This is a genomic window from Pseudonocardia hydrocarbonoxydans (genome assembly GCF_006539565.1).
Classification (GTDB): Bacteria; Actinomycetota; Actinomycetes; order Mycobacteriales; family Pseudonocardiaceae; genus Pseudonocardia; species Pseudonocardia hydrocarbonoxydans.
On record NZ_BJNG01000012.1, the window covers coordinates 83,635 to 102,437 of the forward strand.

General features: G+C 76.0%; 20 protein-coding genes and 1 pseudogene. 6 read left to right on the forward strand and 15 right to left on the reverse strand.

What is annotated here, in order from left to right; genetic code table 11:
* Positions 1 to 13 precede the first annotated feature (13 nt).
* Positions 14 to 1,477, forward strand: a complete 1,464-nt coding sequence (locus PHY01_RS06470; RefSeq protein ID WP_141277610.1) for a CYTH and CHAD domain-containing protein — start codon at positions 14 to 16, stop codon at positions 1,475 to 1,477.
* Positions 1,478 to 1,492: 15 nt separating this feature from the next.
* Positions 1,493 to 2,515: a PHP domain-containing protein gene (locus PHY01_RS06475; protein WP_141277611.1), complete on the forward strand. Its 1,023-nt coding sequence runs from the start codon at positions 1,493 to 1,495 to the stop codon at positions 2,513 to 2,515.
* A gap of 13 nt (positions 2,516 to 2,528) precedes the next feature.
* Here PHY01_RS06475 and PHY01_RS06480 read toward each other — a convergent pair whose 3' ends face one another.
* The 3 genes from PHY01_RS06480 to PHY01_RS06490 all read right to left on the reverse strand — a co-directional run bounded on the left by PHY01_RS06480 (position 2,529) and on the right by PHY01_RS06490 (position 4,481).
* Positions 2,529 to 2,993, reverse strand: a complete 465-nt coding sequence (locus PHY01_RS06480) for a cupin domain-containing protein (RefSeq protein WP_307723947.1) — start codon at positions 2,991 to 2,993, stop codon at positions 2,529 to 2,531.
* 110 nt (positions 2,994 to 3,103) lie between these two features.
* Positions 3,104 to 4,060, reverse strand: coding sequence for a carbohydrate kinase family protein (locus tag PHY01_RS06485; RefSeq protein WP_246085736.1), 957 nt, complete (start codon positions 4,058 to 4,060; stop codon positions 3,104 to 3,106).
* Positions 4,053 to 4,481 (reverse strand): SRPBCC family protein, encoded by a 429-nt coding sequence (locus tag PHY01_RS06490; protein WP_141277613.1) that lies wholly within the window; start codon positions 4,479 to 4,481, stop codon positions 4,053 to 4,055. Before PHY01_RS06490 ends, PHY01_RS06485 begins: the two co-directional genes overlap by 8 nt.
* A 154-nt stretch (positions 4,482 to 4,635) precedes the next feature.
* Here PHY01_RS06490 and PHY01_RS06495 point away from each other — a divergent pair, with 154 nt between their 5' ends.
* Complete coding sequence (locus PHY01_RS06495) at positions 4,636 to 6,669, forward strand: amylo-alpha-1,6-glucosidase (RefSeq protein WP_141277614.1); 2,034 nt, start codon at positions 4,636 to 4,638, stop codon at positions 6,667 to 6,669.
* A 12-nt stretch (positions 6,670 to 6,681) separates the two neighbouring features.
* On the opposite strand, the gene PHY01_RS06500 is transcribed toward PHY01_RS06495, so the two are convergent.
* From PHY01_RS06500 to PHY01_RS06510, 3 genes are read right to left on the reverse strand one after another with little or no spacing between them, the layout of a single operon-like run.
* Positions 6,682 to 7,605, reverse strand: a complete 924-nt coding sequence (locus PHY01_RS06500; protein WP_141277615.1) for a WXG100 family type VII secretion target — start codon at positions 7,603 to 7,605, stop codon at positions 6,682 to 6,684.
* Positions 7,602 to 7,904, reverse strand: coding sequence for a type VII secretion target (locus PHY01_RS06505; protein ID WP_141277616.1), 303 nt, complete (start codon positions 7,902 to 7,904; stop codon positions 7,602 to 7,604). Before PHY01_RS06505 ends, PHY01_RS06500 begins: the two co-directional genes overlap by 4 nt.
* Complete coding sequence (locus PHY01_RS06510) at positions 7,901 to 8,245, reverse strand: YbaB/EbfC family nucleoid-associated protein (RefSeq protein WP_141277617.1); 345 nt, start codon at positions 8,243 to 8,245, stop codon at positions 7,901 to 7,903. The genes PHY01_RS06505 and PHY01_RS06510 overlap by 4 nt, the downstream gene beginning before the upstream one ends.
* Positions 8,246 to 8,376: 131 nt before the next feature.
* Here PHY01_RS06510 and PHY01_RS06515 point away from each other — a divergent pair.
* Together PHY01_RS06515 and PHY01_RS06520 are read left to right on the forward strand one after the other, a co-directional pair.
* Positions 8,377 to 9,263: pseudogene (locus PHY01_RS06515) on the forward strand (asparaginase).
* A gap of 46 nt (positions 9,264 to 9,309) precedes the next feature.
* Positions 9,310 to 9,852 (forward strand): FKBP-type peptidyl-prolyl cis-trans isomerase, encoded by a 543-nt coding sequence (locus PHY01_RS06520; RefSeq protein ID WP_141277618.1) that lies wholly within the window; start codon positions 9,310 to 9,312, stop codon positions 9,850 to 9,852.
* On the opposite strand, the gene PHY01_RS06525 is transcribed toward PHY01_RS06520, so the two are convergent.
* From PHY01_RS06525 to PHY01_RS06550, 7 genes are all read right to left on the reverse strand, one after another.
* Positions 9,845 to 12,037, reverse strand: coding sequence for a heavy metal translocating P-type ATPase (locus PHY01_RS06525; protein ID WP_141277619.1), 2,193 nt, complete (start codon positions 12,035 to 12,037; stop codon positions 9,845 to 9,847). The genes PHY01_RS06520 and PHY01_RS06525 overlap by 8 nt on opposite strands.
* Positions 12,034 to 12,936 (reverse strand): DUF8832 domain-containing protein, encoded by a 903-nt coding sequence (locus tag PHY01_RS06530; protein WP_141277620.1) that lies wholly within the window; start codon positions 12,934 to 12,936, stop codon positions 12,034 to 12,036. Before PHY01_RS06530 ends, PHY01_RS06525 begins: the two co-directional genes overlap by 4 nt.
* Positions 12,937 to 12,938: 2 nt before the next feature.
* On the reverse strand, positions 12,939 to 13,145 hold the full coding sequence (locus PHY01_RS06535) for a heavy-metal-associated domain-containing protein (RefSeq protein WP_141277621.1): 207 nt from the start codon (positions 13,143 to 13,145) through the stop codon (positions 12,939 to 12,941).
* Positions 13,146 to 13,179: 34 nt separating this feature from the next.
* The gene (locus tag PHY01_RS06540) at positions 13,180 to 13,461 is read right to left on the reverse strand and encodes a metal-sensitive transcriptional regulator (RefSeq protein WP_141277622.1); all 282 of its coding nucleotides are present in this window, start codon (positions 13,459 to 13,461) and stop codon (positions 13,180 to 13,182) included.
* Positions 13,458 to 15,047 carry a heavy metal translocating P-type ATPase gene (locus PHY01_RS06545; protein ID WP_246085737.1) on the reverse strand — a complete coding sequence of 530 codons (1,590 nt, stop codon included), beginning with the start codon at positions 15,045 to 15,047 and terminating at the stop codon, positions 13,458 to 13,460. Before PHY01_RS06545 ends, PHY01_RS06540 begins: the two co-directional genes overlap by 4 nt.
* Positions 15,048 to 15,053: 6 nt before the next feature.
* Positions 15,054 to 15,431 (reverse strand): hypothetical protein, encoded by a 378-nt coding sequence (locus PHY01_RS27435; RefSeq protein WP_246085738.1) that lies wholly within the window; start codon positions 15,429 to 15,431, stop codon positions 15,054 to 15,056.
* A gap of 140 nt (positions 15,432 to 15,571) precedes the next feature.
* The gene (locus PHY01_RS06550; RefSeq protein ID WP_141277623.1) at positions 15,572 to 15,877 is read right to left on the reverse strand and encodes a PASTA domain-containing protein; all 306 of its coding nucleotides are present in this window, start codon (positions 15,875 to 15,877) and stop codon (positions 15,572 to 15,574) included.
* An 80-nt stretch (positions 15,878 to 15,957) separates the two neighbouring features.
* Between PHY01_RS06550 and PHY01_RS06555 the strand changes: the two genes are divergently transcribed.
* Positions 15,958 to 16,449 (forward strand): SRPBCC domain-containing protein, encoded by a 492-nt coding sequence (locus PHY01_RS06555; protein ID WP_141277624.1) that lies wholly within the window; start codon positions 15,958 to 15,960, stop codon positions 16,447 to 16,449.
* Here PHY01_RS06555 and PHY01_RS06560 read toward each other — a convergent pair.
* Entirely contained in the window at positions 16,430 to 18,091 is a 1,662-nt protein-coding gene (locus tag PHY01_RS06560) for a GAF domain-containing sensor histidine kinase (RefSeq protein ID WP_246085739.1), read from the reverse strand. The genes PHY01_RS06555 and PHY01_RS06560 overlap by 20 nt on opposite strands.
* Before the next feature lie 2 nt (positions 18,092 to 18,093).
* The gene (locus PHY01_RS06565; protein ID WP_141277625.1) at positions 18,094 to 18,795 is read right to left on the reverse strand and encodes a response regulator transcription factor; all 702 of its coding nucleotides are present in this window, start codon (positions 18,793 to 18,795) and stop codon (positions 18,094 to 18,096) included.
* Positions 18,796 to 18,803 lie beyond the last annotated feature (8 nt).

The window sequence follows — 18,803 nt, forward strand, 5'->3', positions numbered from 1 at the left end:
GAATCCCGACGGAATGCCCGACACCACGAAACGGTCCACCAGCCTGCACCTCCGCGGCGCCGCCGAGGCCGGGACGCCCCGGCTGGCCGGCCTCCCGGGGGTGCACCGGGAGGAGCCGTCGCCGGTGGAGGTGCTCGAGGTCGAGCGCTACGACACCGACGACCTGCGGCTCGCCGCGGCCGGGATCACGCTCGCCCTGCACCGCGGCGGCGGTCCGGCCCACTGGCGCCTCGACCTGCCCGACGGCGATGACGACGAGCACCTGCGCGTGCCCGTGGGGGCCGACGTGGCCGAGCCCGCCCCGGTCCCCGCGGAGATCGACGAGCTGACCCGCGGCGCCGCCCGCGGTCGCGCCGTGCGTCCCGTCGGCCGGGTGCGGACGACCCGGACGGTCACCCGGCTGCTCGCCGCGGACGGCACGGCCGTCGCCGAGGTGACCCACGACCACGTCTCCGTGGCCACGCTGGGCCGCTCCACCGACGTCGTCACCTGGACCGAGGCCACGCTGGACGGCGCGCCCGGCGCACCGGAGGAGCTCACGGCCCGCCTGCTCGAGGCCGGGCTGACCCCGGCCCCGCCCGGCGCCGCGGCCGCGCTGGACCGGTTGCTGCGCCCGGCCCGCCCCCGTCGGGTACGGGGTGGGAAGAAGGGCTCGGCCGGCGCCGCGCTGATGGCCTACGTCGCCGCCCAGGCCGACCGCATCGCGGCCGAGGACCTGCGCGTCCGCCGCGACGAGCCCGACGCCGTGCACCAGCTCCGCGTCGCCGCGCGCCGGATGCGCAGCGCCCTGCAGGCCTTCCGCCCGCTGCTCGACGTCCGCCGCACCGAACCCGTCGTCGACGCGCTGCGCGTGTTCGGCCAGGCCCTCGCGCCCGCCCGCGACGCCGAGGTGCTGCGCGAGCGGGTGCTCACCGGTCTGGCCGACCTCCCGCCGGAGCTGCGGCTGGGGCACGCCGAGGCGTTCACGACGCGGCACTTCGCCCGCGTCGAGGCCGAGGCCCGCGCCGCCGTCCTCACCGAGCTCGACGGCGACCGCTACGCCGCCCTACGCGCGGCCCTCGACGCGCTGCTCGACGAGCCGCCGGTCACGAAGCGGGCGCGCGGGGCGTCGGGGATGCGGAAGGGCGTGGCGCGGGCGGAGAAGCGGCTCGCGAAGGCCGTCGACGCCGCGGTGCGGCCCGGGCCGGAGCAGACCGAGGCCGTCCACGCCGCGCGCAAGGCCGGCAAGCGCCTGCGCTACGCGACCGAGGTCGCCGGGACGAAGGACAAGCAGCTCAAGCGGCTGCAGAAGGCGCTGGGCGAGCACCAGGACGCGGTGGTCGCCCGCGGGGCGCTGCGGGAGCTGGGCGCCGCGGCGCACGCGAGCGGCGAGAACGGGTTCAGCTTCGGCGTGCTGCTGGGCCGCGACGTCGAGCGCGCGGCGCGGATCGAGCGCGACCTGCCGCGGCTGTGGGCGGCGGCGCGGCGGCGGACGTAGGGCAGGATCGCCCGCGTGAGCGACGACCGCGACCCCGTGGCCGACCTGCGCCGGGTGGCCTTCCTGCTGGAGCGTGCGCACGAGTCGACCTATCGCGTCCGTGCCTTCCGCACCGCCGCCGCCGTGTTGGCGAGGCAGCCGCGCGAGGAGCTGACGCGGCTGGCGCTGTCCGGTGAGCTGGTGCGGCTCAAGGGGGTCGGGGAGGTCACGGCGCGGTGCGTCGTCGAGTCGCTGACCGGCGAGGAGCCGGTGTACCTGCGCCGCCTGGAGGCGACGGAAGCCACGCCTCTCGACGAGGCCGCCCAGGCGCTCAAGGACGCGCTGCGCGGGGACTGCCACAGCCACACCGACGCCTCCGACGGCGGGTCGCCGCTGCGCGAGATGGTGGAGACGGCCCGCTCGCTCGGGCACTCCTACCTCGTCGTCACCGACCACTCGCCGCGGCTGACCGTCGCCAACGGTCTGTCCCCGCAACGCCTGCGCGCCCAGCTGGAGGAGATCGGCGAGCTCAACGCCGAGCTGACGGACTTCCGCGTCCTGACCGGCATCGAGGTCGACATCCTCGACGACGGAGCGCTCGACCAGGAACCGGAGCTGCTCGACCAGCTCGATCTCGTCGTCGCCAGCGTCCACTCCAAGCTCCGGATGCCGCGGGCGGAGATGACCGAGCGGATGCTGACCGCCGTCGCCAACCCGCTCGTCGACGTCCTCGGGCACTGCACGGGGCGGATGGTGACGGGCAACCGCAAGCGCCCGGAGTCGGAGTTCGACGCCGACCGGGTGTTCGCCGCGTGCGCGGAGTACGGCGTGGCGGTGGAGGTGAACTCCCGCCCCGAACGCCTCGACCCCCCGAAGCGCCTGCTGCGCCTGGCGGTGGAGGCCGGGTGCGAGTTCACCATCGACACCGACGCCCACGCCCCCGGCCAGCTCGACTGGCTCGGCAACGGCTGCGAGCGGGCCGTCGCCTGCGCCGTGCCGCCCGACCGGGTCCTCAACACCTGGCCGGTGGACCGCCTCCTGGACCGCACCCGGTCCTGACCCGACCCGCGGGTCAGGCCAGGTCGAAGTCGGCGAAGTCGAAGCCGGGGGAGACCACGCAGCTCACCAGCGCCGGAGCGGGCCCGAGCAGGCGGGCCGACTGCCAGACGCCGGCGGGGACCGTCCACTGCGGGGCGGTCGCGTCGAGGACGGTGCGGGTGCCGGGCGGGTCGCCCGTCGTCAGCTCGACGGCCGATCCGGAGTGCCACAGCCACAGCTCGGCGGAGGCGACCCGGTGCCGGGCCGAGACCGCGTCGAGCAGGTAGAGGATCGCGGTGGCGCTGGGGCGGGGGCCGCGCGGTGTGTCCACCGTGACAGGGGAGGTCCAGGTGCGCCGGTACCAGCCCCCCTCGGGGTGCGGTGCGAGGTCGTGAGCTGCGGCTTCCCGGGGGATCGGCACCCGTCGATACTGACGCAACGCGACGCGCCGACCCGATGGAGGGCCGCCCGAACCGGTGTCACCGCTGGCGCCGGACACCCTGCGCGGTCGATGATCGTGTCGGCCTTACGGCGGGCCCGTGGGTGGGGCGGCGGCGAAAAGATCTGGGGCGTCGTCACCCCACCCACGTCTACCGGTGCTCCTGCGCCTCATCGGGCCAGCTCGGCCGCGGTCGGCGGGTCCGCCCCGCGGCGGGAGCAGGTGATCGCCGCGGCCCGGGCCGCGTGGTCGAGCAGGGCGTCGAGCGTGGCCGCGTCGAGGGTGCGCAGGTCGTCGCGGCGCGCGGCGCCGAGCAGCCCGCGGTCGTACAGCCCGGCGAGCAGCGCGGCGGAGAACGTGTCGCCCGCCCCCACGGTGTCGACGACGGTGACCGGCACGCCCGGCCGCCGCGTCCGCACGCCGTCCGCGGTGCCGGCCAGCACGCCGTCGCCGCCCAGGGTGACGGCGACGACCGCGGGCCCGCGCGCGAGCCAGTCCTCCAGCGCCGCCTCCGGGGCGAGGCCGAGCCACTCCAGGTCCTCGGAGCTGACCTTGACGACGTCGGCCACGGCGAGCAGGTCGTGCACCCCGGCCAGGACGCCTGCCGGGTCGCCCATCAGAAGGGGACGGCAGTTCGGGTCGTAGCTGACGGTGGCGGTGGCCGCGGCCCGTGCCAGCAGGGCGCGCAGCGGGGTGGCCCCGGGCTCGGTGGTCAGCGCCAGCGAGCCGGAGTGCACCGCCACGACGGGGCCGTCGAGGGCGTGCGCGAGCTCGCCCGCGGTCCACTGCCAGTCGGCGGTGCCGTCGACGCGGAAGTCGTAGCTCGGCACCCCGTCGTCGTCGACGGTGACCAGCGCCATCGACGTCTGCTCGACGGCGGGCACGGTGTGGTCGAGCGCGACGCCGTTGCCGGCGAGGTGGGCGCGCATCCGGCGGCCGAGCGGGTCGTCGGCCAGGCGGGCCAGCATCCGCGCGGGGACGCCGAGCCGGGCCAGCCCGACGGCGACGTTGGCCGGGCTCCCGCCGGGGGCGATCTCCAGGTAGTCACCGACCGGGGCGGGCACGAGGTCGACCAGCGCCTCGCCCGCGACGGCGACGACGCCGCCGGTGACGATCGGGCTAGCCACGGACCGCACCGTCGAGGTTCGCGAGCACACCCTCGTGGATGCGGCGCAGCCCCTTCGGTGCGAAGGTCCGCTCGAAGAACCCGCCGATGCCGCCCGCGCCGTTCCAGGTCGTGACGACCCGCACGGTGCTGCGGTGCGTGCCCTCCGAGGTCACCGTCCAGGTGCTGACCATCGAGGAGTTCGCGTCGCGCTCGACGATCGTGGCGGCGTCCGGCCGTTCGACGGTGACGAGCTGGTCGCGCACCCGCTTGCTGGTGGCCGCGAGCGTCCAGTGCACCCGCCCGTCGGGCTCCGTCCGGTAGTCCGAGTAGTGCTCGGTGAGGATCGTGGGGCGGACCTTCTCGTAGTCGCCGAGCGCCGTGCTCACCGCCTCCGCGGGGGCCTCGATCGTGCGCTGGGCCGTCGCCGTCACCTGTGCCATGGCCGACATCCTGCCGGACCGACCGGATCGTCGGCGCCGGGTGGGCCGTCGGCGGCACCACGGGCCGGAACGTGCCGGACCCCACCGGCGTCCAGGTCCGCGGGACCGGTCGAGCAGGCTGGCAGCGTCGGACCCGATCGTCCACAGTCGGGGGATGGCTCTCCGGCAACCGCTGCTGCACGACCTCACCGTCACCCTCGCGGCCCCCACCGTCTGCCTCGCCGGGACCGACGGCCAGATCCGCGCCGTCGGCGTGCAGGGGGTGCTCCGCGGCGACGTCCGGGTGCTGTCCGAGGCCGTCGTGACCGTCGGCGGGGAGGAGCCGGAGCCGGTCGCGCACGCCGCGGACGGCGCCGGGGCCGAGCACGCGGTGGGCCTGCTGCGCGGCCTCGGCGACTCCGGGCCGGACCCCACCGTGTGGCTGCGCCGCGACCGCCGCGTCCGTGCCGACGGGGTCGACGAGACGTTCGCGCTGGTCAACCGCTCGGGCCGGGCCGTCGACACGGAGGTCGTGCTGCGGGTGGCCGCCGACCTGGCCCCGGTGGAGACCTTCCGGGCGGGCCGCCCGACCACCGCGGCGGTGGCCGAGCCGACCGCGGACGGGGTCCGCTGGTCCGGTGGCGACGTCACGGTGACGCTCGCGGCGCCCGGTGCGGAGCCCGACGCCGGCGGGCGGCTGCGCTGGCCCGTGCACGTCCCGGCCCGCTCCACCACCACGCTGCGCACGTCGTTGTCCGTCACCGACCCGGGTGCCGTCGTCGGCCCGGCGGCGCTGCGCCTGGCCCGCCCGGACGTCCACGCCTACGACCCGCGCCTGGCCCGGCTGCTGCACCGGGCCCTCGACGACCTCGACGCGCTGCTGCTCACCGAGTCCGGCCACCCGGACGACCCGTTCGCCGCCGCGGGAGCACCCTGGTTCAGCACGCTGTTCGGCCGCGACTCGCTGTGGACGGCCACGCTGCTGCTGCCCGTCGACGTCCGGCTGGCCGCGGGAACGCTGCGCACCCTCGCCCGCAGCCAGGGCACGCGGGACGACCCGGCCACCGGCGAGCAGCCCGGCAAGATCATGCACGAGCGCCGCCGCGCCGCCGCCGAGTACGCCGGGATGAGCCTGCCCGCGCTCTACTACGGCACGATCGACGCCACCCCGCTGTGGATCTGCCTGCTGCGCGACGCCCGCCGCCACGGCCTGCCCGACGCCGAGGTCCGCGCGCTGCTGCCGCACCTGCACGCCGCGCTGGGCTGGATCCGCGACAGCTCCGACCGCGACGGCGACGGCTTCGCCGAGTACTTCGACGACTCCGGCCGCGGCCTGGCCAACCAGGGCTGGAAGGACTCCGGGGACGCCGTGCGGTTCGCCGACGGCTCCGTCGCCGAGGGCCCGGTCGCGCTGTGCGAGGTGCAGGGCTACGTGCACGAGGCGCTGCGCGCGGGCGCCGAGCTGCTGGAGGCGTTCGACGACGGCGACCCGGCCCCGTGGCGGGCCCGCGCCGCCGCGCTGGAGTCGCTGTTCCGCGCGCGCTTCTGGGTCGACGGCGTCGACGGCGGCGCGTTCCCGGCCCTCGCGCTCGACGGCGCCAAGACGCCCGTCGACTCCCTGACCAGCAACATCGGCCACCTGCTGGGCACCGGGCTGCTGTCGCCGCAGGAGGAGAACGCGATCGGGGGGCGCCTGCTGGAACCGGACATGGCGAGCGGCTTCGGGCTGCGCACGATGTCGGCGCGGGACGGCGGCTACTCCCCGCTGTCCTACCACTGCGGGTCGGTGTGGCCGCACGACACCGCGGTGGTGGTGCGCGGGCTGTTGCGCAGCGGTCAGGCCGGCCGGGCCGCCGCACTGGGCGTCGCGCTGCTCGACACCGCCGACGGGTTCGACTCCCGCCTGCCCGAGCTGCTCGCCGGCTTCGGCGCAGACGAGGTGGGCACCCCCGTGCCCTACCCGGCGTCCTGCCGCCCTCAGGCCTGGGCCGCCGCGGCGGCGGCCGGGCTGCTCACGGCGCTGCTGGGCCTGTACGTCGACGTGCCCGGCGGGGTGCTGCGCCTGGCCCCGCCGTCGCCGTCACCGGTGGGGGCGCTGCGGGTGCGCGGGCTCGCGGTGGCCGGCGGGACGCTGGACGTGGACCTCGACCGGGACGGGCGGGTGACCCACGTGGCGGCCCCGGCGGGGATGCGGGTGGAGCTCGGCTGAGACCGGCCGGGGTCAGGCGGGGGCCGGGTCGTCCCAGGCGCCCCTGGCCTGGCCGGCGCTGGTGACCTGCTTGCCCGCCTCGATGACGTGGTCGAGCTGCGCGTCCTCGACCCCCTGCTGGAGGGAGTCGTTCCAGGCACGGGCGTGGGGGGCGGCGGCCCGCGTATGGGCGACGGTGTCGCGCATCGCCTCGACCAGCTGGTGCGCGGTGTGGCCGGACGCGGCGAGGGTGTCGAGCAGCCGGGAGATCTCCCGGACGAACCGGTGGGCGAGCTCGATGGCCCGGAAGATCACCTGCAGCGTGCCGGCGGCCATCGAACCGCCCGCGGTGAGCAGGGCGACCGCCGCGGACAGGACGGCGATCTTCACGACCAGCCAGACGAACTCGACGATCTGGTCGCGGATCCAGGTGCGCACGGTCGCGACGCCTGCCCCGGACAGCAGGATCACCGACGACAGCCGCTCGGCCATCCCCGCCGCCGACTCCAGACGGCTGGTGTAGCCGGCCACCGCGGTGCGGTAGGCGTCGGCGGCGGCGCCGTCCCAGTCCGGTGCGCCGCCCGCGACCGCGCCGCGGTAGTCGGCCGCCACGGCGTTCAGTTGCGTGGCGACGTTGTGCCACGTCTGCGCCTGGGCGGTGATCTGCGTCGGGTCGCCGGCAAGTGCGTCGAGCGGCTCGTGCAGCCACCAGACGTGCTCGATGAGCCATCCGATCCCTGCGGTGGCCAGCCCGTCGAGCGGATTCATCACCGTGTCCAGGCCGTCGAGGACGGCGGCGGCCCCGGTGAACACGATCTGCACGGGATCCGGGTGCTCCGCGGTCCACGCCGCGTTGAGGTCGGCGACGCTGGACAGGGCGCCCGCGCCCTCCCAGCTGCCGAGCGGCTGGGCGTCCTCGTTCGCGGCCTCGACGATCAGCGGGTCGGGTGCGCTCATCGATGTCCGAACAGCAGGGCGGTCCGGCGTTCGGTCTCCTCGTAGGCATCGCGGGTGGTGCGCAACCGGTCCCCGAAGCCCGCCGCCTCGTCGCCCAGCCCCCGCACCGCGTGCGCCCCGATCGCGGCCGCCGCCGTGACGGTGACGGCGAACGCCTGCCCGACCAGGCCGTAGGCCAGGTGGTCGAGCGGCTGCCCGGCGTCGGCGGCGCGGCGCATCGGCGCCGCGACCGAACGGTCGACGAGATCGATGTGCGGGCCGATGTCGCCGAGCCGGAAGAAGCCGTACTCCGCGCTCACGACGGCGTCCCCGGTTGCGAGCGGACGACCCGCATCGCCTCGCTGTCGGCCCCCAGCAACGGGGCCACGGCGTCGTTGACCCGCCGGTCGGCCTCGGCCTGGGCCCGCGCTGCGGTCTCGACGACGAGCGCGGCGAGCTGGGTACGCGTCAGCGACTCGCTGCGTTCGGAGAACACCAGCCGGCGCAGTGCGCCACCGGGCACGACGGTGACCGTGACGGCCCCGTCCTGGCTCGACGCGGTCCCGTCGACGCCCGCGAGCGCGGTCCGTGCGCGGTCGGCCCGGGCCGTGAGGTCGGCGAGCCGGTGCTGGTAGCTGTCGAGCCACTGTCGTCCGTCCATGCCCGGGGACGGTACGGAGTGCACCCCCCGCTCCGCGGGCGTTCGGGGAAACTCACGTAGCGTCGTGCCACGTGATCGACGAGCGGGCGCAGGCCCTGGCCCAGGTGGTGCGCGGCGGGCTCGTGGAGTCGGTGCACCGCGGGCACCTCGTCGCCCTCGACGGCGACGGCGTCCCGGTGCTGCGCCGCGGCGACCCCGCGGTCACGGTCTTCGCGCGGTCCGCGCTCAAGCCGGTGCAGGCCGTCGCGATGCTGCGGGCCGGGCTCGACCTCGACGGCGAACTGCTCGCGCTGGCCTGCTCCAGCCATTCCGGGGAGCCGCTGCACGTCGACGGCGTGCGCCGCATCCTCGCCGGGGCGGGCCGCACCGAGGACGACCTGGCGAACACCGCGGGCTACCCGCTCGGCGAGGACGTCGGCGCGACCGGGCGGGCCGACGGGTTCGGCCCGTCGTCGCTGGCGCAGAACTGCTCGGGCAAGCACGCCGCGATGATCGCCACCTGCGTGGCCGCGGGATGGCCGGTCGCCGGCTACCGCGACCCGGGCCATCCGCTGCAGGAGGCGGTGCGCGAGGTCGTCGCCGAGCTCACCGGCGACGGCGCCGAGCACGTCACCGTCGACGGCTGCGGCGCCCCGCTGTTCTCCTGCACCCTCACCGGGCTGGCCCACGCCTTCGCCCGCCTCGCACTGGCCGCACCCGGCACGCCCGAGCGGCGGGTGGCCGCGGCGATGGCGGCGCATCCGCAGTGGGTCGGCGGCTCCGCCGCGACGTCACCGCGCTGATGGCCGGGGTTCCCGGGCTGGTCGCCAAGGACGGGGCGGAGGGGACGTTCGCCGCCGCGCTGCCCGAAGGGTCGGCGGTGGCGGTCAAGGTGCTCGACGGCGGGATGCGGCCGCTGCCGGTGGTCGTCGCCGACGCCCTGCGCGTCCTCGGCGCCGCGGTCCCCGACGACGTGGGCCGGCGCGCGGTGCTCGGTGGCGGCGAGCCGGTCGGGGAGATCCGCCCCGTCCGTGGGTGACGGCCCGGCCGCGGCGCGACCGTGGCAGCGTGATCTGCTGGACGCCATGAGAAGGCTGCTGCTCCCCGCACTCCTGGTCGTGACGCTGGCCGGCTGCACCTCCGCCGAGACCGCCGCCCCCGCCGCGTCCCCCTCGTCGGCGCCCGCCCCGTCGAGCGTCGCGGCGCCCGCCCCGGCTGGCCCGGAGGGCGGGGTCCCCGGCCTCACCGGCGACCCCGCCGACCTGACGGTCCCGACCCAGGCCGCGGCCGGCACCGGCGCGCCGCCCACCGAGCTGCTCACCGAGGACGTCGTGGTCGGGGAGGGCGCCGCGGCGACCCAGGCCGACACCGTCGACGTCCGCTACACCGGCACGCTGTGGACCGACGGCTCGGTCTTCGACAGCTCCTGGTCGCGTGGCGACGCCCCCATCCAGTTCCCGCTGAACCGGGTCGTCCCGGGATTCTCCCAGGGCATCGAGGGCATGGCACCCGGCGGCCGCCGCGTCATCGTCATGCCGCCGGACCTGGCCTACGGCGACAACCCGCCCCCCGGCCTGCCCGCGGGCGCCACGCTGGTCTTCGTCGTGGATCTGGTCGGGATCAGCTGAGCGGGCGGAACCCCCGCAGCCGCAGGCTGTTGGCCACCACGAACACCGAGCTGAACGCCATGGCCGCCCCGGCGATCATGGGGTTGAGCAGCCCGGAGGCGGCCAGCGGCAGCGCGGCGACGTTGTAGGCGAACGCCCAGAACAGGTTGCCCCGGATCGTGCCGAGCGTGCGTCGCGAGAGCCGGATGGCGTCGCCGACGGCCCGCAGGTCGCCGCGCACGAGGGTGAGGTCGCTCGCCTCGATGGCCACGTCGGTGCCGGTGCCCATCGCCAGGCCGAGGTCGGCCCGGGCGAGCGCCGCGGCGTCGTTGACGCCGTCGCCGACCATCGCGACGACCCTGCCCTCGCCCTGCAGGCGCACGATCACGTCGAGCTTCCCGGCGGGAAGCACCTCGGCGATCACCTCGTCGATGCCGACCTGATCGGCGACGGCGCGGGCGGCGCGGGCGTTGTCGCCGGTGAGCAGCACCGGGTGCAGGCCCAGACCACGCAGCTGCGCGACGGCCTCGCGCGAGGTCGGCTTGACCGTGTCGGCGACGACGAGCACCGCGCGGGCCACCCCGTCCCAGGCGACGACGATCGCGGTCCGCCCGGTCTCCTCGGCCGACTCCCGGGCCGCGGCCAGCGGCTCCGGCAGCTCGACGTCGGCCAGCGCGGCCCGCCCCACGACGATCTCGTGCCCCTCGACGGTGCCGCGCACCCCGAGTCCCTCGACGTTCGCGAAGCCGGTGACCGCGGGCAGGTCGCCGAACCGCTCCCGGGCCCCGGCCGCGACGGCCGCCGCGATGGGGTGCTCCGAGGCCGCCTCGACGGCCCCGGCCAGCCGCAGCGCGTCCTCGTCGCCGGCGACCGACACCAGCGACATCCGCCCCTCGGTGACGGTGCCGGTCTTGTCGAGCACCACGGTGTCGACCCGCCGCGTGGACTCCAGCACCTCCGGTCCCTTGATCAGGATGCCCAGCTGGGCGCCGCGGCCGGTGCCGACGAGCAGCGCGGTGGGCGTAGCCAGCCCCAGCGCGCACGGGCAGGCCACGATGAGCACCGCGACCGCCGCGGTGAACGCGGTGGCCGCGCCGGCGCCGGTGCCGAGCCAGAAACCGAGCGTGGCCGCGGCGAGTGCGATGACGACGGGCACGAACACCCCGGACACGCGGTCGGCGAGGCGCTGCACGGCGGCCTTGCCGCTCTGCGCGTCCTCGACGAGCTTCGCCATCCGGGCGAGCTGGGTGTCGGCGCCGACGCGGGTGACGCGCACGACCAGGCGCCCGCCGGCGTTGACGCACGACCCGACCACGGCGTCGCCGGGCCCGACCTCGACCGGCACCGACTCCCCGGTCAGCATCGAGGCGTCGACGGCCGAGCTGCCGTCCTCGACGACACCGTCGGTGGCGATCTTCTCGCCCGGCCGCACGACGAACCGGTCGCCGACGGCCAGCGCGTCGACGGGGACCCGCACCTCGGTGCCGTCGCGCAGCACGGTGACGTCCTTGGCCCCCAGCTCCAGCAGCGCGCGCAGCGCCGCCCCGGCGTGGCGCTTGGACCGGGCCTCGAACCAGCGCCCGGCCAGCAGGAACGTCGTGACGCCCGCCGCGACCTCGAGATAGATGTTGCCCGCGCCGTCGCTCGGGGAGATCGTCAGCTCGAAGGGGTGCACCATCCCGGGCGTGCCCGCGGTGCCCCACAGCAGGGCGTAGAGGGACCACGCGAACGCGGCCAGCACGCCCATCGACACCAGCGTGTCCATCGTGGCCGCGCCGTGGCGCAGGTTGGTCCAGGCCGCGCGGTGGAACGGCGCGGCCGCCCACACGACGACCGGCCCGGCGAGCGCGAGCACGATCCACTGCCAGTAGGTGAACTGCCAGGCCGGCACCATCGACAGCGCGACCACCGGCACCGACAGCACGATCGAGACGATCAGCCGCTCGCGCAGCGGGTCGGCCTCCTCCGCCGCGGGTGCGGGCTTCGCGGCGGGCAGCGTGGCGGTGTACCCCGCCGCCTCGACCTGCGCGACGAGCACGGCCGGGTCGACGCCGTCGGGTGCCTGCACGCGCGCCTTCTCGGTGGCGTAGTTGACGCTGGCGCTCACCCCGTCGAGCTTGTTGAGCTTGCGCTCGACGCGGTGGGCGCACGACGCGCACGTCATCCCGCCGATGGCCAGCTCGATCTCGGTGAGCGTCGCGGTCATCGGGGTCCCTCCTCGTGCGAGTGCGGTTGCGTCTCGGCCGGCTCCGCGGCCGCGGCCGGGCCGGTGGGCACCGTGAACTCCGCGGTGCGGACGACCCCGCCGTGGGAGAAGTCCAGGAACAGCCGGTAGTCCCCGGCGCTGGGCACCTCGGCGACGAACCCGATCGCCGGGCCGGCGGGCCCGTCGTCGGGGTGTACGTGCAGGTAGGCCAGGTCGCCCCCGCGCAGCGCGACGAGGTGGCCGTACGCGCCGAGGTAGGGGTCGAGGTCGGTGACGGGCACGCCGTCGCGCGCCACGGTGAGGGTGACCGGGGAGGCCTGACCCGGGGTGAGCTCGCCGTCGAGGGTGACGGTGTAGCTCCCGACCTGGGCCGTGCGGGTCGGGGCGTGCTCGACGGGGTCGAACGCGCCGGGCACCGACACGTCGACGCCCAGGGTGAGGGGCTCGCCGCCGGTGGGCACGAAGTCGGCGAACACGCGGTAGCTGCCGCCCTCCCGCAGCTCCAGCGGCACGGTCCAGGTGCCGTCCGCGGCCATCTCCGGGTGCACGTGCCGGAAGCCGGAGCCGTCGCGGCGCACGACGACCAGGTGCATCCGCTTCTCGTGCTCCACGTCGAACGCGGTGACCGGGGCCCCGTCGACGCCGGTGATCGTGAACGCGAACGGCCCGCCGGAGTGCGTGGTCGAGGCGGGTCGCAGCGTGTAGCCGCGCTCGGTGGACGCCAACCCCGGGGGCGCCGCCGTCGTCCCGGGGGCGCCGTGGGCGTCCGCGGTGTGCGCCCCGGCGTGATCGGCGGCCGCGGGACGGGGGTCCCCGACGGCGGCCCCCGTCGCCCACGCCCCGGCCGTGACCAGGACGAGCGCGGCGCCGTAGGCGGTGAGCTTGGTGACGGCGTGCATGGTCAGGCGGCCACCGCGTACCCGGCCTCGGCGACGGCCGCGCGCACGGCGGCGTCGTCGAGCGGGGTGTCGCTGCGGACGGTGACGGCACCGGTCGGCAGGTCGACCGCGACGTCGGTGACGCCGTCGATGTCGCTGATCTCCTCGGTGACCGAGGCGACGCAGTGCTCGCAGGTCATGCCGGTGACGGTCCAGGTGTGCTCGGTCATGGTCTTCTCCTTGCGCGTTCGACGTGCGGGGGAGCTAGGAACGGACGAGGCGCGCGATGGCCGCGCTGGCCTCGGCGACCTTCTCGTCGGCCGCCCGGCCGCCCTCGGCGACGGCCTCGGTGACGCAGTGGCGCAGGTGCTCGTCGAGCAGGCCCAGCGCCACGGCCTCCAGGGCCTTCGTGGCCGCGGAGACCTGCGTGAGGACGTCGATGCAGTACTTGTCGTCCTCGATCATCTTGGCGATGCCGCGCACCTGGCCCTCGATGCGCTTCATGCGCTTGAGGTAGGCGTCCTTGTCCTGGGTGTACCCGTTCACGACTCCACCATACTCTGCGGGGGTACCGTACGCAGATCCAGCCTGCGCAGGAGCTGCGCGTTCGCCGCCACCACGACCGTCGACAGGCTCATCGCCACCGCGGCCGCGGCCGGTGGGAGGGCGAAGCCGACGCCGGCGAGCACGCCCGCGGCCAGCGGCACCGACGCCACGTTGTAGCCCGTGGCCCAGACCAGGTTCTGCACCATCCTGCGGTACCCGGCGCGGGACAGGCGCCGGACCGCGAGCACGGCGCGCGGGTCGTCGGAGGCCAGCACGACCCCGGCCGACTCCATCGCCACGTCCGTGCCGGCGCCGATCGCGATCCCGACGTCGGCGCGGGCGAGCGCGGGGGCGTCGTTGACGCCGTCACCGACCATCGCCACCCGCAGCCCGCGCGCCTGCAGCCGGGCGACGGCGGCGTCCTTGTCGGCGGGCAGCACCTCGGCGAGCACCTCGTCGACGCCGAGCTCCGCGCCCACCGCCTCCGCGACGTCGCGCGCGTCCCCGGTGATCATGACGACGCGCACGCCCGCCGCGTGCAGGCCGTCGACGGCCGCGCGTGACTCCGGCCGGACGGCGTCGGCCAGCGCGATCGCACCGGCGACGGTCCCGTCCCGGACGACGTGCAGCACGGTGGCGCCTGCCGGGGCGGGGGAGTCGAGCGGGCCGAGGGCGAGCTCGCGCAGCAGGGCCGGGCCGCCGACGGCGACGTCGTGACCGTCGACCACGGCCCGGACGCCGCGCCCGGCGAGCGACCGGAAGCCGCGGGCGGGCGGCACGGCCGGGGCCGCGGCGACGATCGCCCTGGCCAGCGGGTGCTCGGAGTCCGACTCGGCCGCCGCGGCGAGCGCGAGCACCTCGTCGCGGGTGCCGCCCGGGGCGGGGGAGACGGCGACGACGGCCGGCTCGCCGCGCGTCAGGGTGCCGGTCTTGTCGAACAGCACGGCGTCGACCGAGCGCATCCGCTCCAGGGCGAGGCGGTCCTTGACCAGGATCCCGGCGCGCGCCGACATGGCCGTCGAGATCGCGATGACCAGCGGGATCGCCAGGCCGAGCGCGTGCGGGCAGGCGATGACCAGCACCGTCACCGTCCGCTCCACGGCGGAGCCGAGATCGCCCAGTGCCGTCCAGACGGCGAAGGTCAGTGCGCCGGAGACGGCGGCGAACCAGAACAGCACCGCCGCGGCCCGGTCGGCGAGCGCCTGCGCGCGCGAGCGGGAGGCCTGTGCGTCGGCGACCAGGCGCCGGACGCCGGCCAGTGCGGTGTCCTCGCCCACGGCCGAGACCCGCACCCGGATCGCGGAGTCGGTGGCGACGGTCCCGGCGACGACCCGGTCACCCGCCGCGCGCAGCGCGGGGCGCGACTCCCCGGTGACCGTCGACTCGTCCACCTCGGCGGCGCCCTGCGTCACCGTCCCGTCGGCCGGGACGCGACCGCCCGGGCGGACGAGCACGACGTCGCCGACGGCGAGGCCGGCCGTCGGCACCGTGGCGACCGTCCCGTCGGGGGCGACGCGCTCGGCCGTGTCGGGGAGCAGGTCCGACAGCGCGTCGAGGGCGCCGGAGGCCTGCCCGAGCGCGCGCATCTCCAGTCAGTGCCCCAGCAGCATCACCACGACCAGCAGGGCGAGCTCCCACCAGAAGTCGAGCATGAACAGGCCCAGGGTGGTGGCGGTGCTCGCCACGGCGGCGACGGTGATCGCCAGCGCGACCAGCGTCATCATCCCCGGCCGGCGCGACCGCACCTCGCCCACGGCGCCGGTGAGGAACGGCCACCCGCCGTAGAGGTAGAGGACCGGCCCGAGCGTGGGTGGGATCCAGGAGGCCCAACCGGGCACCCCGTAGCCGAGCAGGTCGGCGAACATCGGGCTCGCGGCGACGACGGGCACCGCGAGCACCAGGCTGATCCAGAACCGGTCGCGGAACCGGGCGGCGTGGTCGGAGTGGTCGTGCGCGTGGTCGGTCGCCATCACGTCCTCCTCGTGATACCCCAGGGGGGTATTGGCAGGGACGGTAGCAGGCAACCGGACGGCCCGGTCGGGTATTCCGCGCACCCCCGCGGGGCGGACCGCTCGCCGGACGGGGGCCTGCGGGGCGGCGCCCGCCCCGCTCAGCAGTCCTCGGCCTGCCGCACGACGCCGAGGTCCACCATCGACTCGCGGGTGATCTCGGCGCCCGGCTCGGGGGTCTGGGTGCACACGCGCCACTCGACGTCCTCGACCTGGGTGCGGTCGGCACCGCTGAGGTCGCGGGTGGTGACGCGCACCTCGAAGCCCGTCGGCTGCTGCACCGCGTCCTGCGCGGCCTGCAGGTTCTGCCCGACGACGTCGGGCATCGTCCAGGTGGGTCCGGACGACGCGCAGCCGGCGATGCCGGCCACCGCGAGCAGGGCGAGGGCGATCCGGCGTCGGGGCACGTCTGTATGTCGTCACCGCCGTCCCGGTGCTACCACCGGGTACAGCGGTTGCCCTGGAGCGGAGCGGGTAACCGCCCGGCATGGACACCGACAAGAAGCTCCGGGCCAGCGCCGTCGTCGCGGCCCCTGCCGACGCGGTATTCGCGCTCCTGTCCGACCCGCACCGGCACGCCGAGCTCGACGGCGCCGAGTCGATCCGGGGCGTCGAGGGCGACACGCCCCCCATCTCCGGCATCGGTCAGGTCTTCACGATGAACATGCACGCCGACGACCTCGGCGACTACCGCATGGTCAACTCCGTCAGCGCGCACGTCCCCGGCGCCCGGATCGGCTGGGCGCCCAAGGTCGACCCGACCTGCGAGCTGGCCGGGAAGCTGGACGGGATGGAGGCCAGCGGGCACACGTTCACCTACGACCTGCGCGAGGTCGACGGCGGCACCGAGGTGACGTCGACCTACGACTGGACCGGGGTGAAGGACCCGCAGTTCGAGCAGATGTTCCCGCGCGTCTCCGAGGAGCAGCTGGCCGGATCGCTCGACCGGATCGCCGCCGCTACCCGATCGGGAGTGTGACCAGCACCGTCGTGCCCCGGCCGGGCGTGCTGTCGACGACGAGCGCCCCGCCCATGGCCTCGGCCAGCCCCCTGGCGAGCACCATCCCCAGACCGGCTCCGGGCTCCGGCCCGGTGTCGGCGCCGAGCCGGTCGAACGGCACGAACAGTCGCTCGACCAGCTCGTCGGGGATGCCGGGGCCGGAGTCGGACACCGACACCGAGCCCGGTGCGGCGCTCACCCGCACCCAGCCGCCGCACCGGTTGTAGCGCACCCCGTTCGTCACCAGGTTGATCAGTACCTGGCGCAGCCGTCGTGCGTCGGCGTGCACGGTGCCGTGGGCGTCGGACCCGTCGATGCGCACGTCGCGCTCGTCGGCGAGGGGCCGCAGCAGATCGACGACCTCGCCCACGAGCGCGCCGAGGTCGACGTCGGTGCGGTGCAGCGGGAGCGCGCCCGCCTCGATCGCGGCGATGTCGAGCACGTCGTCGACGAGGGCGAGGATGTGCGAGGACGCCCCGGCGATGTGCCCGAGCGCGGCGGCGCGGCGCTCGGGGCTCAGTTCGAGGGTGCCCAGCAGCTCGGTGAACCCGGTGATGGCCTGCAGCGGCGTGCGCAGCTCGTGGCTCAGCGACGACAGGAACTCGGACTTGGCCCGGCTGGCCGACTCCGCCACCTCCTGGGCCAGCTCGGCCTCCCGGCGGGCGCGGCGGTCCTGCTCGGCGGCGCGCCGCGCCGTCACGTCCAGGACGTTGACGCTGAGGTAGAGCGGCTCGCCCACCGCCCCGCGCACCACCGACGCGGTGACGCCCGCCCGCACCGGCTCCCCGTCGACGTGCAGGACCGTGGTCTCGAACTGCACCGAGTCGCACTCGCCGCCGGTGCACCGGGCGAGGGCGGCGAGGGCCTCGGGCGCCGTTGCGGGCTCGAGCACCGACGCGAGCCCGGCGGCGAGCAGCTCCTCCTCGGTGCGGCCGAGCATCACCCGCAGGGCCCGGTTGACGCGGGCGAACCTCCCGTCGAGCCCGGTGAGCGCCATCCCGATCGCGTTGTCCTCGAACGCGCGGCGGAAGCGGTCCTCGCTCTCGGCGAGCGCGCCGTAGAGCCGGGCGTGCTCGATCGCCACCGACGCGAGGTGGGTGAAGCGCTCCACCAGCCGGCGCTCGCGGGGAGTGGGCCGGTGCGGCACGTCGTGGTAGACGGCGAAGGTGCCCAGCACGCTCGGCGCCCCGGCCACCCCCCGGCCCCGGATGGGGCTCGACCAGCACGCCCGCAGCCCGTGCGGTCGGGCCAGCTCCCGGTACCCGGCCCACCGGGGGTCGGTGACGATGTCCTCCGCCACGACCTCGATGTCGAGGTGCGCGGCGGTGCCGCAGGACCCGGCCAGCGGCCCCGACCGCATGCCGTCGATCGCGGCGGAGTACGTGGCGGGCAGGCTCGGCGCGGCCCCGTGGTGCAGCGTGTCGTGCCGGGCGTCGAGCAGCAGCACCGAGCAGCGGCTCGACGGGATGAGCTCCTCCAGGGCCTCGGTGACGGCCGCGAGCATCTCCGGCAGCGCGGCGCCGCCGGAGATCAGCTCGAGCACCGTGGTCTGCCGGTGCAGCAGGTCGAGGCTGTCGGCGTGGTCGAGGTCGGCGGTCCGTCCCGCCGTCGGGGCCGCCACGCTCAGGGCTCCAGCTGGTAGCCGACGCCGCGTACCGTGCGCAGCCGCCGGGGCCGGCCCGGGTCGGCCTCGATCTTGTTGCGCAGCCGGTGGACGTGCTCGGTGACGGTGGCCTCGCCCTGCCAGCCGGGCTCGCTGCGCCACACGCTCTTGAGCAGCTGCGCCCGGCTGAACACCTGCCGGGGGTGCCGGGCGAGGTAGGCGAGCAGGTCGAACTCGCGGGCGGTCAGCTCCACCGGGCGGCCGTCGACCTGCACGTCGCGGGTGGCCGGGTCGACGAGCAGGCCGGTGACCGCCGCGGGTGCGGGGGGCTGCGACCCGGCGCGCCGCAGCACCGACCGGACCCGTGCCGCGAGCTCGCCGGGGGAGAACGGCTTGACCAGGTAGTCGTCGGCGCCCAGGTCGAGCCCCACGATGCGGTCGGTCTCCCCGCTGCGCCCGGACAACACGATCACCGGCAGCGTGCCGGTGCCGCCCGGGGCGCCGCGGACCCGGCGCAGCACGTCGAGCCCGCCGACACCGGGCATCGACAGGTCGAGCACCACCAGGTCCGGCCGGTCGGAGGCGATCTGCTCCAGCGCGGCCGTGCCGTCGCGGGCCTGCGACACCGCGTACCCGTCGGCCTCCAGCTGCCAGGACACGACGGTGCGGACCCGCTCGTCGTCGTCGACGACCAGGACACGGCGTCGTGTGTGCTCCGTCACGGGGCCTC

What these genes read in the sequence shown, in the direction of transcription:
- PHY01_RS06470 (WP_141277610.1), top strand. Translation starts at nt 14, where the DNA reads ATGCCCGACACCACGAAACGGTCCACCAGCCTGCACCTCCGCGGCGCC.
- PHY01_RS06490 (WP_141277613.1), bottom strand. Translation starts at nt 4,481, where the DNA reads ATGGCACAGGTGACGGCGACGGCCCAGCGCACGATCGAGGCCCCCGCG.
- PHY01_RS06495 (WP_141277614.1), top strand. Translation starts at nt 4,636, where the DNA reads ATGGCTCTCCGGCAACCGCTGCTGCACGACCTCACCGTCACCCTCGCG.
- PHY01_RS06500 (WP_141277615.1), bottom strand. Translation starts at nt 7,605, where the DNA reads ATGAGCGCACCCGACCCGCTGATCGTCGAGGCCGCGAACGAGGACGCC.
- PHY01_RS06510 (WP_141277617.1), bottom strand. Translation starts at nt 8,245, where the DNA reads ATGGACGGACGACAGTGGCTCGACAGCTACCAGCACCGGCTCGCCGAC.
- PHY01_RS06520 (WP_141277618.1), top strand. Translation starts at nt 9,310, where the DNA reads ATGAGAAGGCTGCTGCTCCCCGCACTCCTGGTCGTGACGCTGGCCGGC.
- PHY01_RS06525 (WP_141277619.1), bottom strand. Translation starts at nt 12,037, where the DNA reads ATGACCGCGACGCTCACCGAGATCGAGCTGGCCATCGGCGGGATGACG.
- PHY01_RS06530 (WP_141277620.1), bottom strand. Translation starts at nt 12,936, where the DNA reads ATGCACGCCGTCACCAAGCTCACCGCCTACGGCGCCGCGCTCGTCCTG.
- PHY01_RS06535 (WP_141277621.1), bottom strand. Translation starts at nt 13,145, where the DNA reads ATGACCGAGCACACCTGGACCGTCACCGGCATGACCTGCGAGCACTGC.
- PHY01_RS06545 (WP_246085737.1), bottom strand. Translation starts at nt 15,047, where the DNA reads ATGCGCGCGCTCGGGCAGGCCTCCGGCGCCCTCGACGCGCTGTCGGAC.
- PHY01_RS27435 (WP_246085738.1), bottom strand. Translation starts at nt 15,431, where the DNA reads ATGGCGACCGACCACGCGCACGACCACTCCGACCACGCCGCCCGGTTC.
- PHY01_RS06555 (WP_141277624.1), top strand. Translation starts at nt 15,958, where the DNA reads ATGGACACCGACAAGAAGCTCCGGGCCAGCGCCGTCGTCGCGGCCCCT.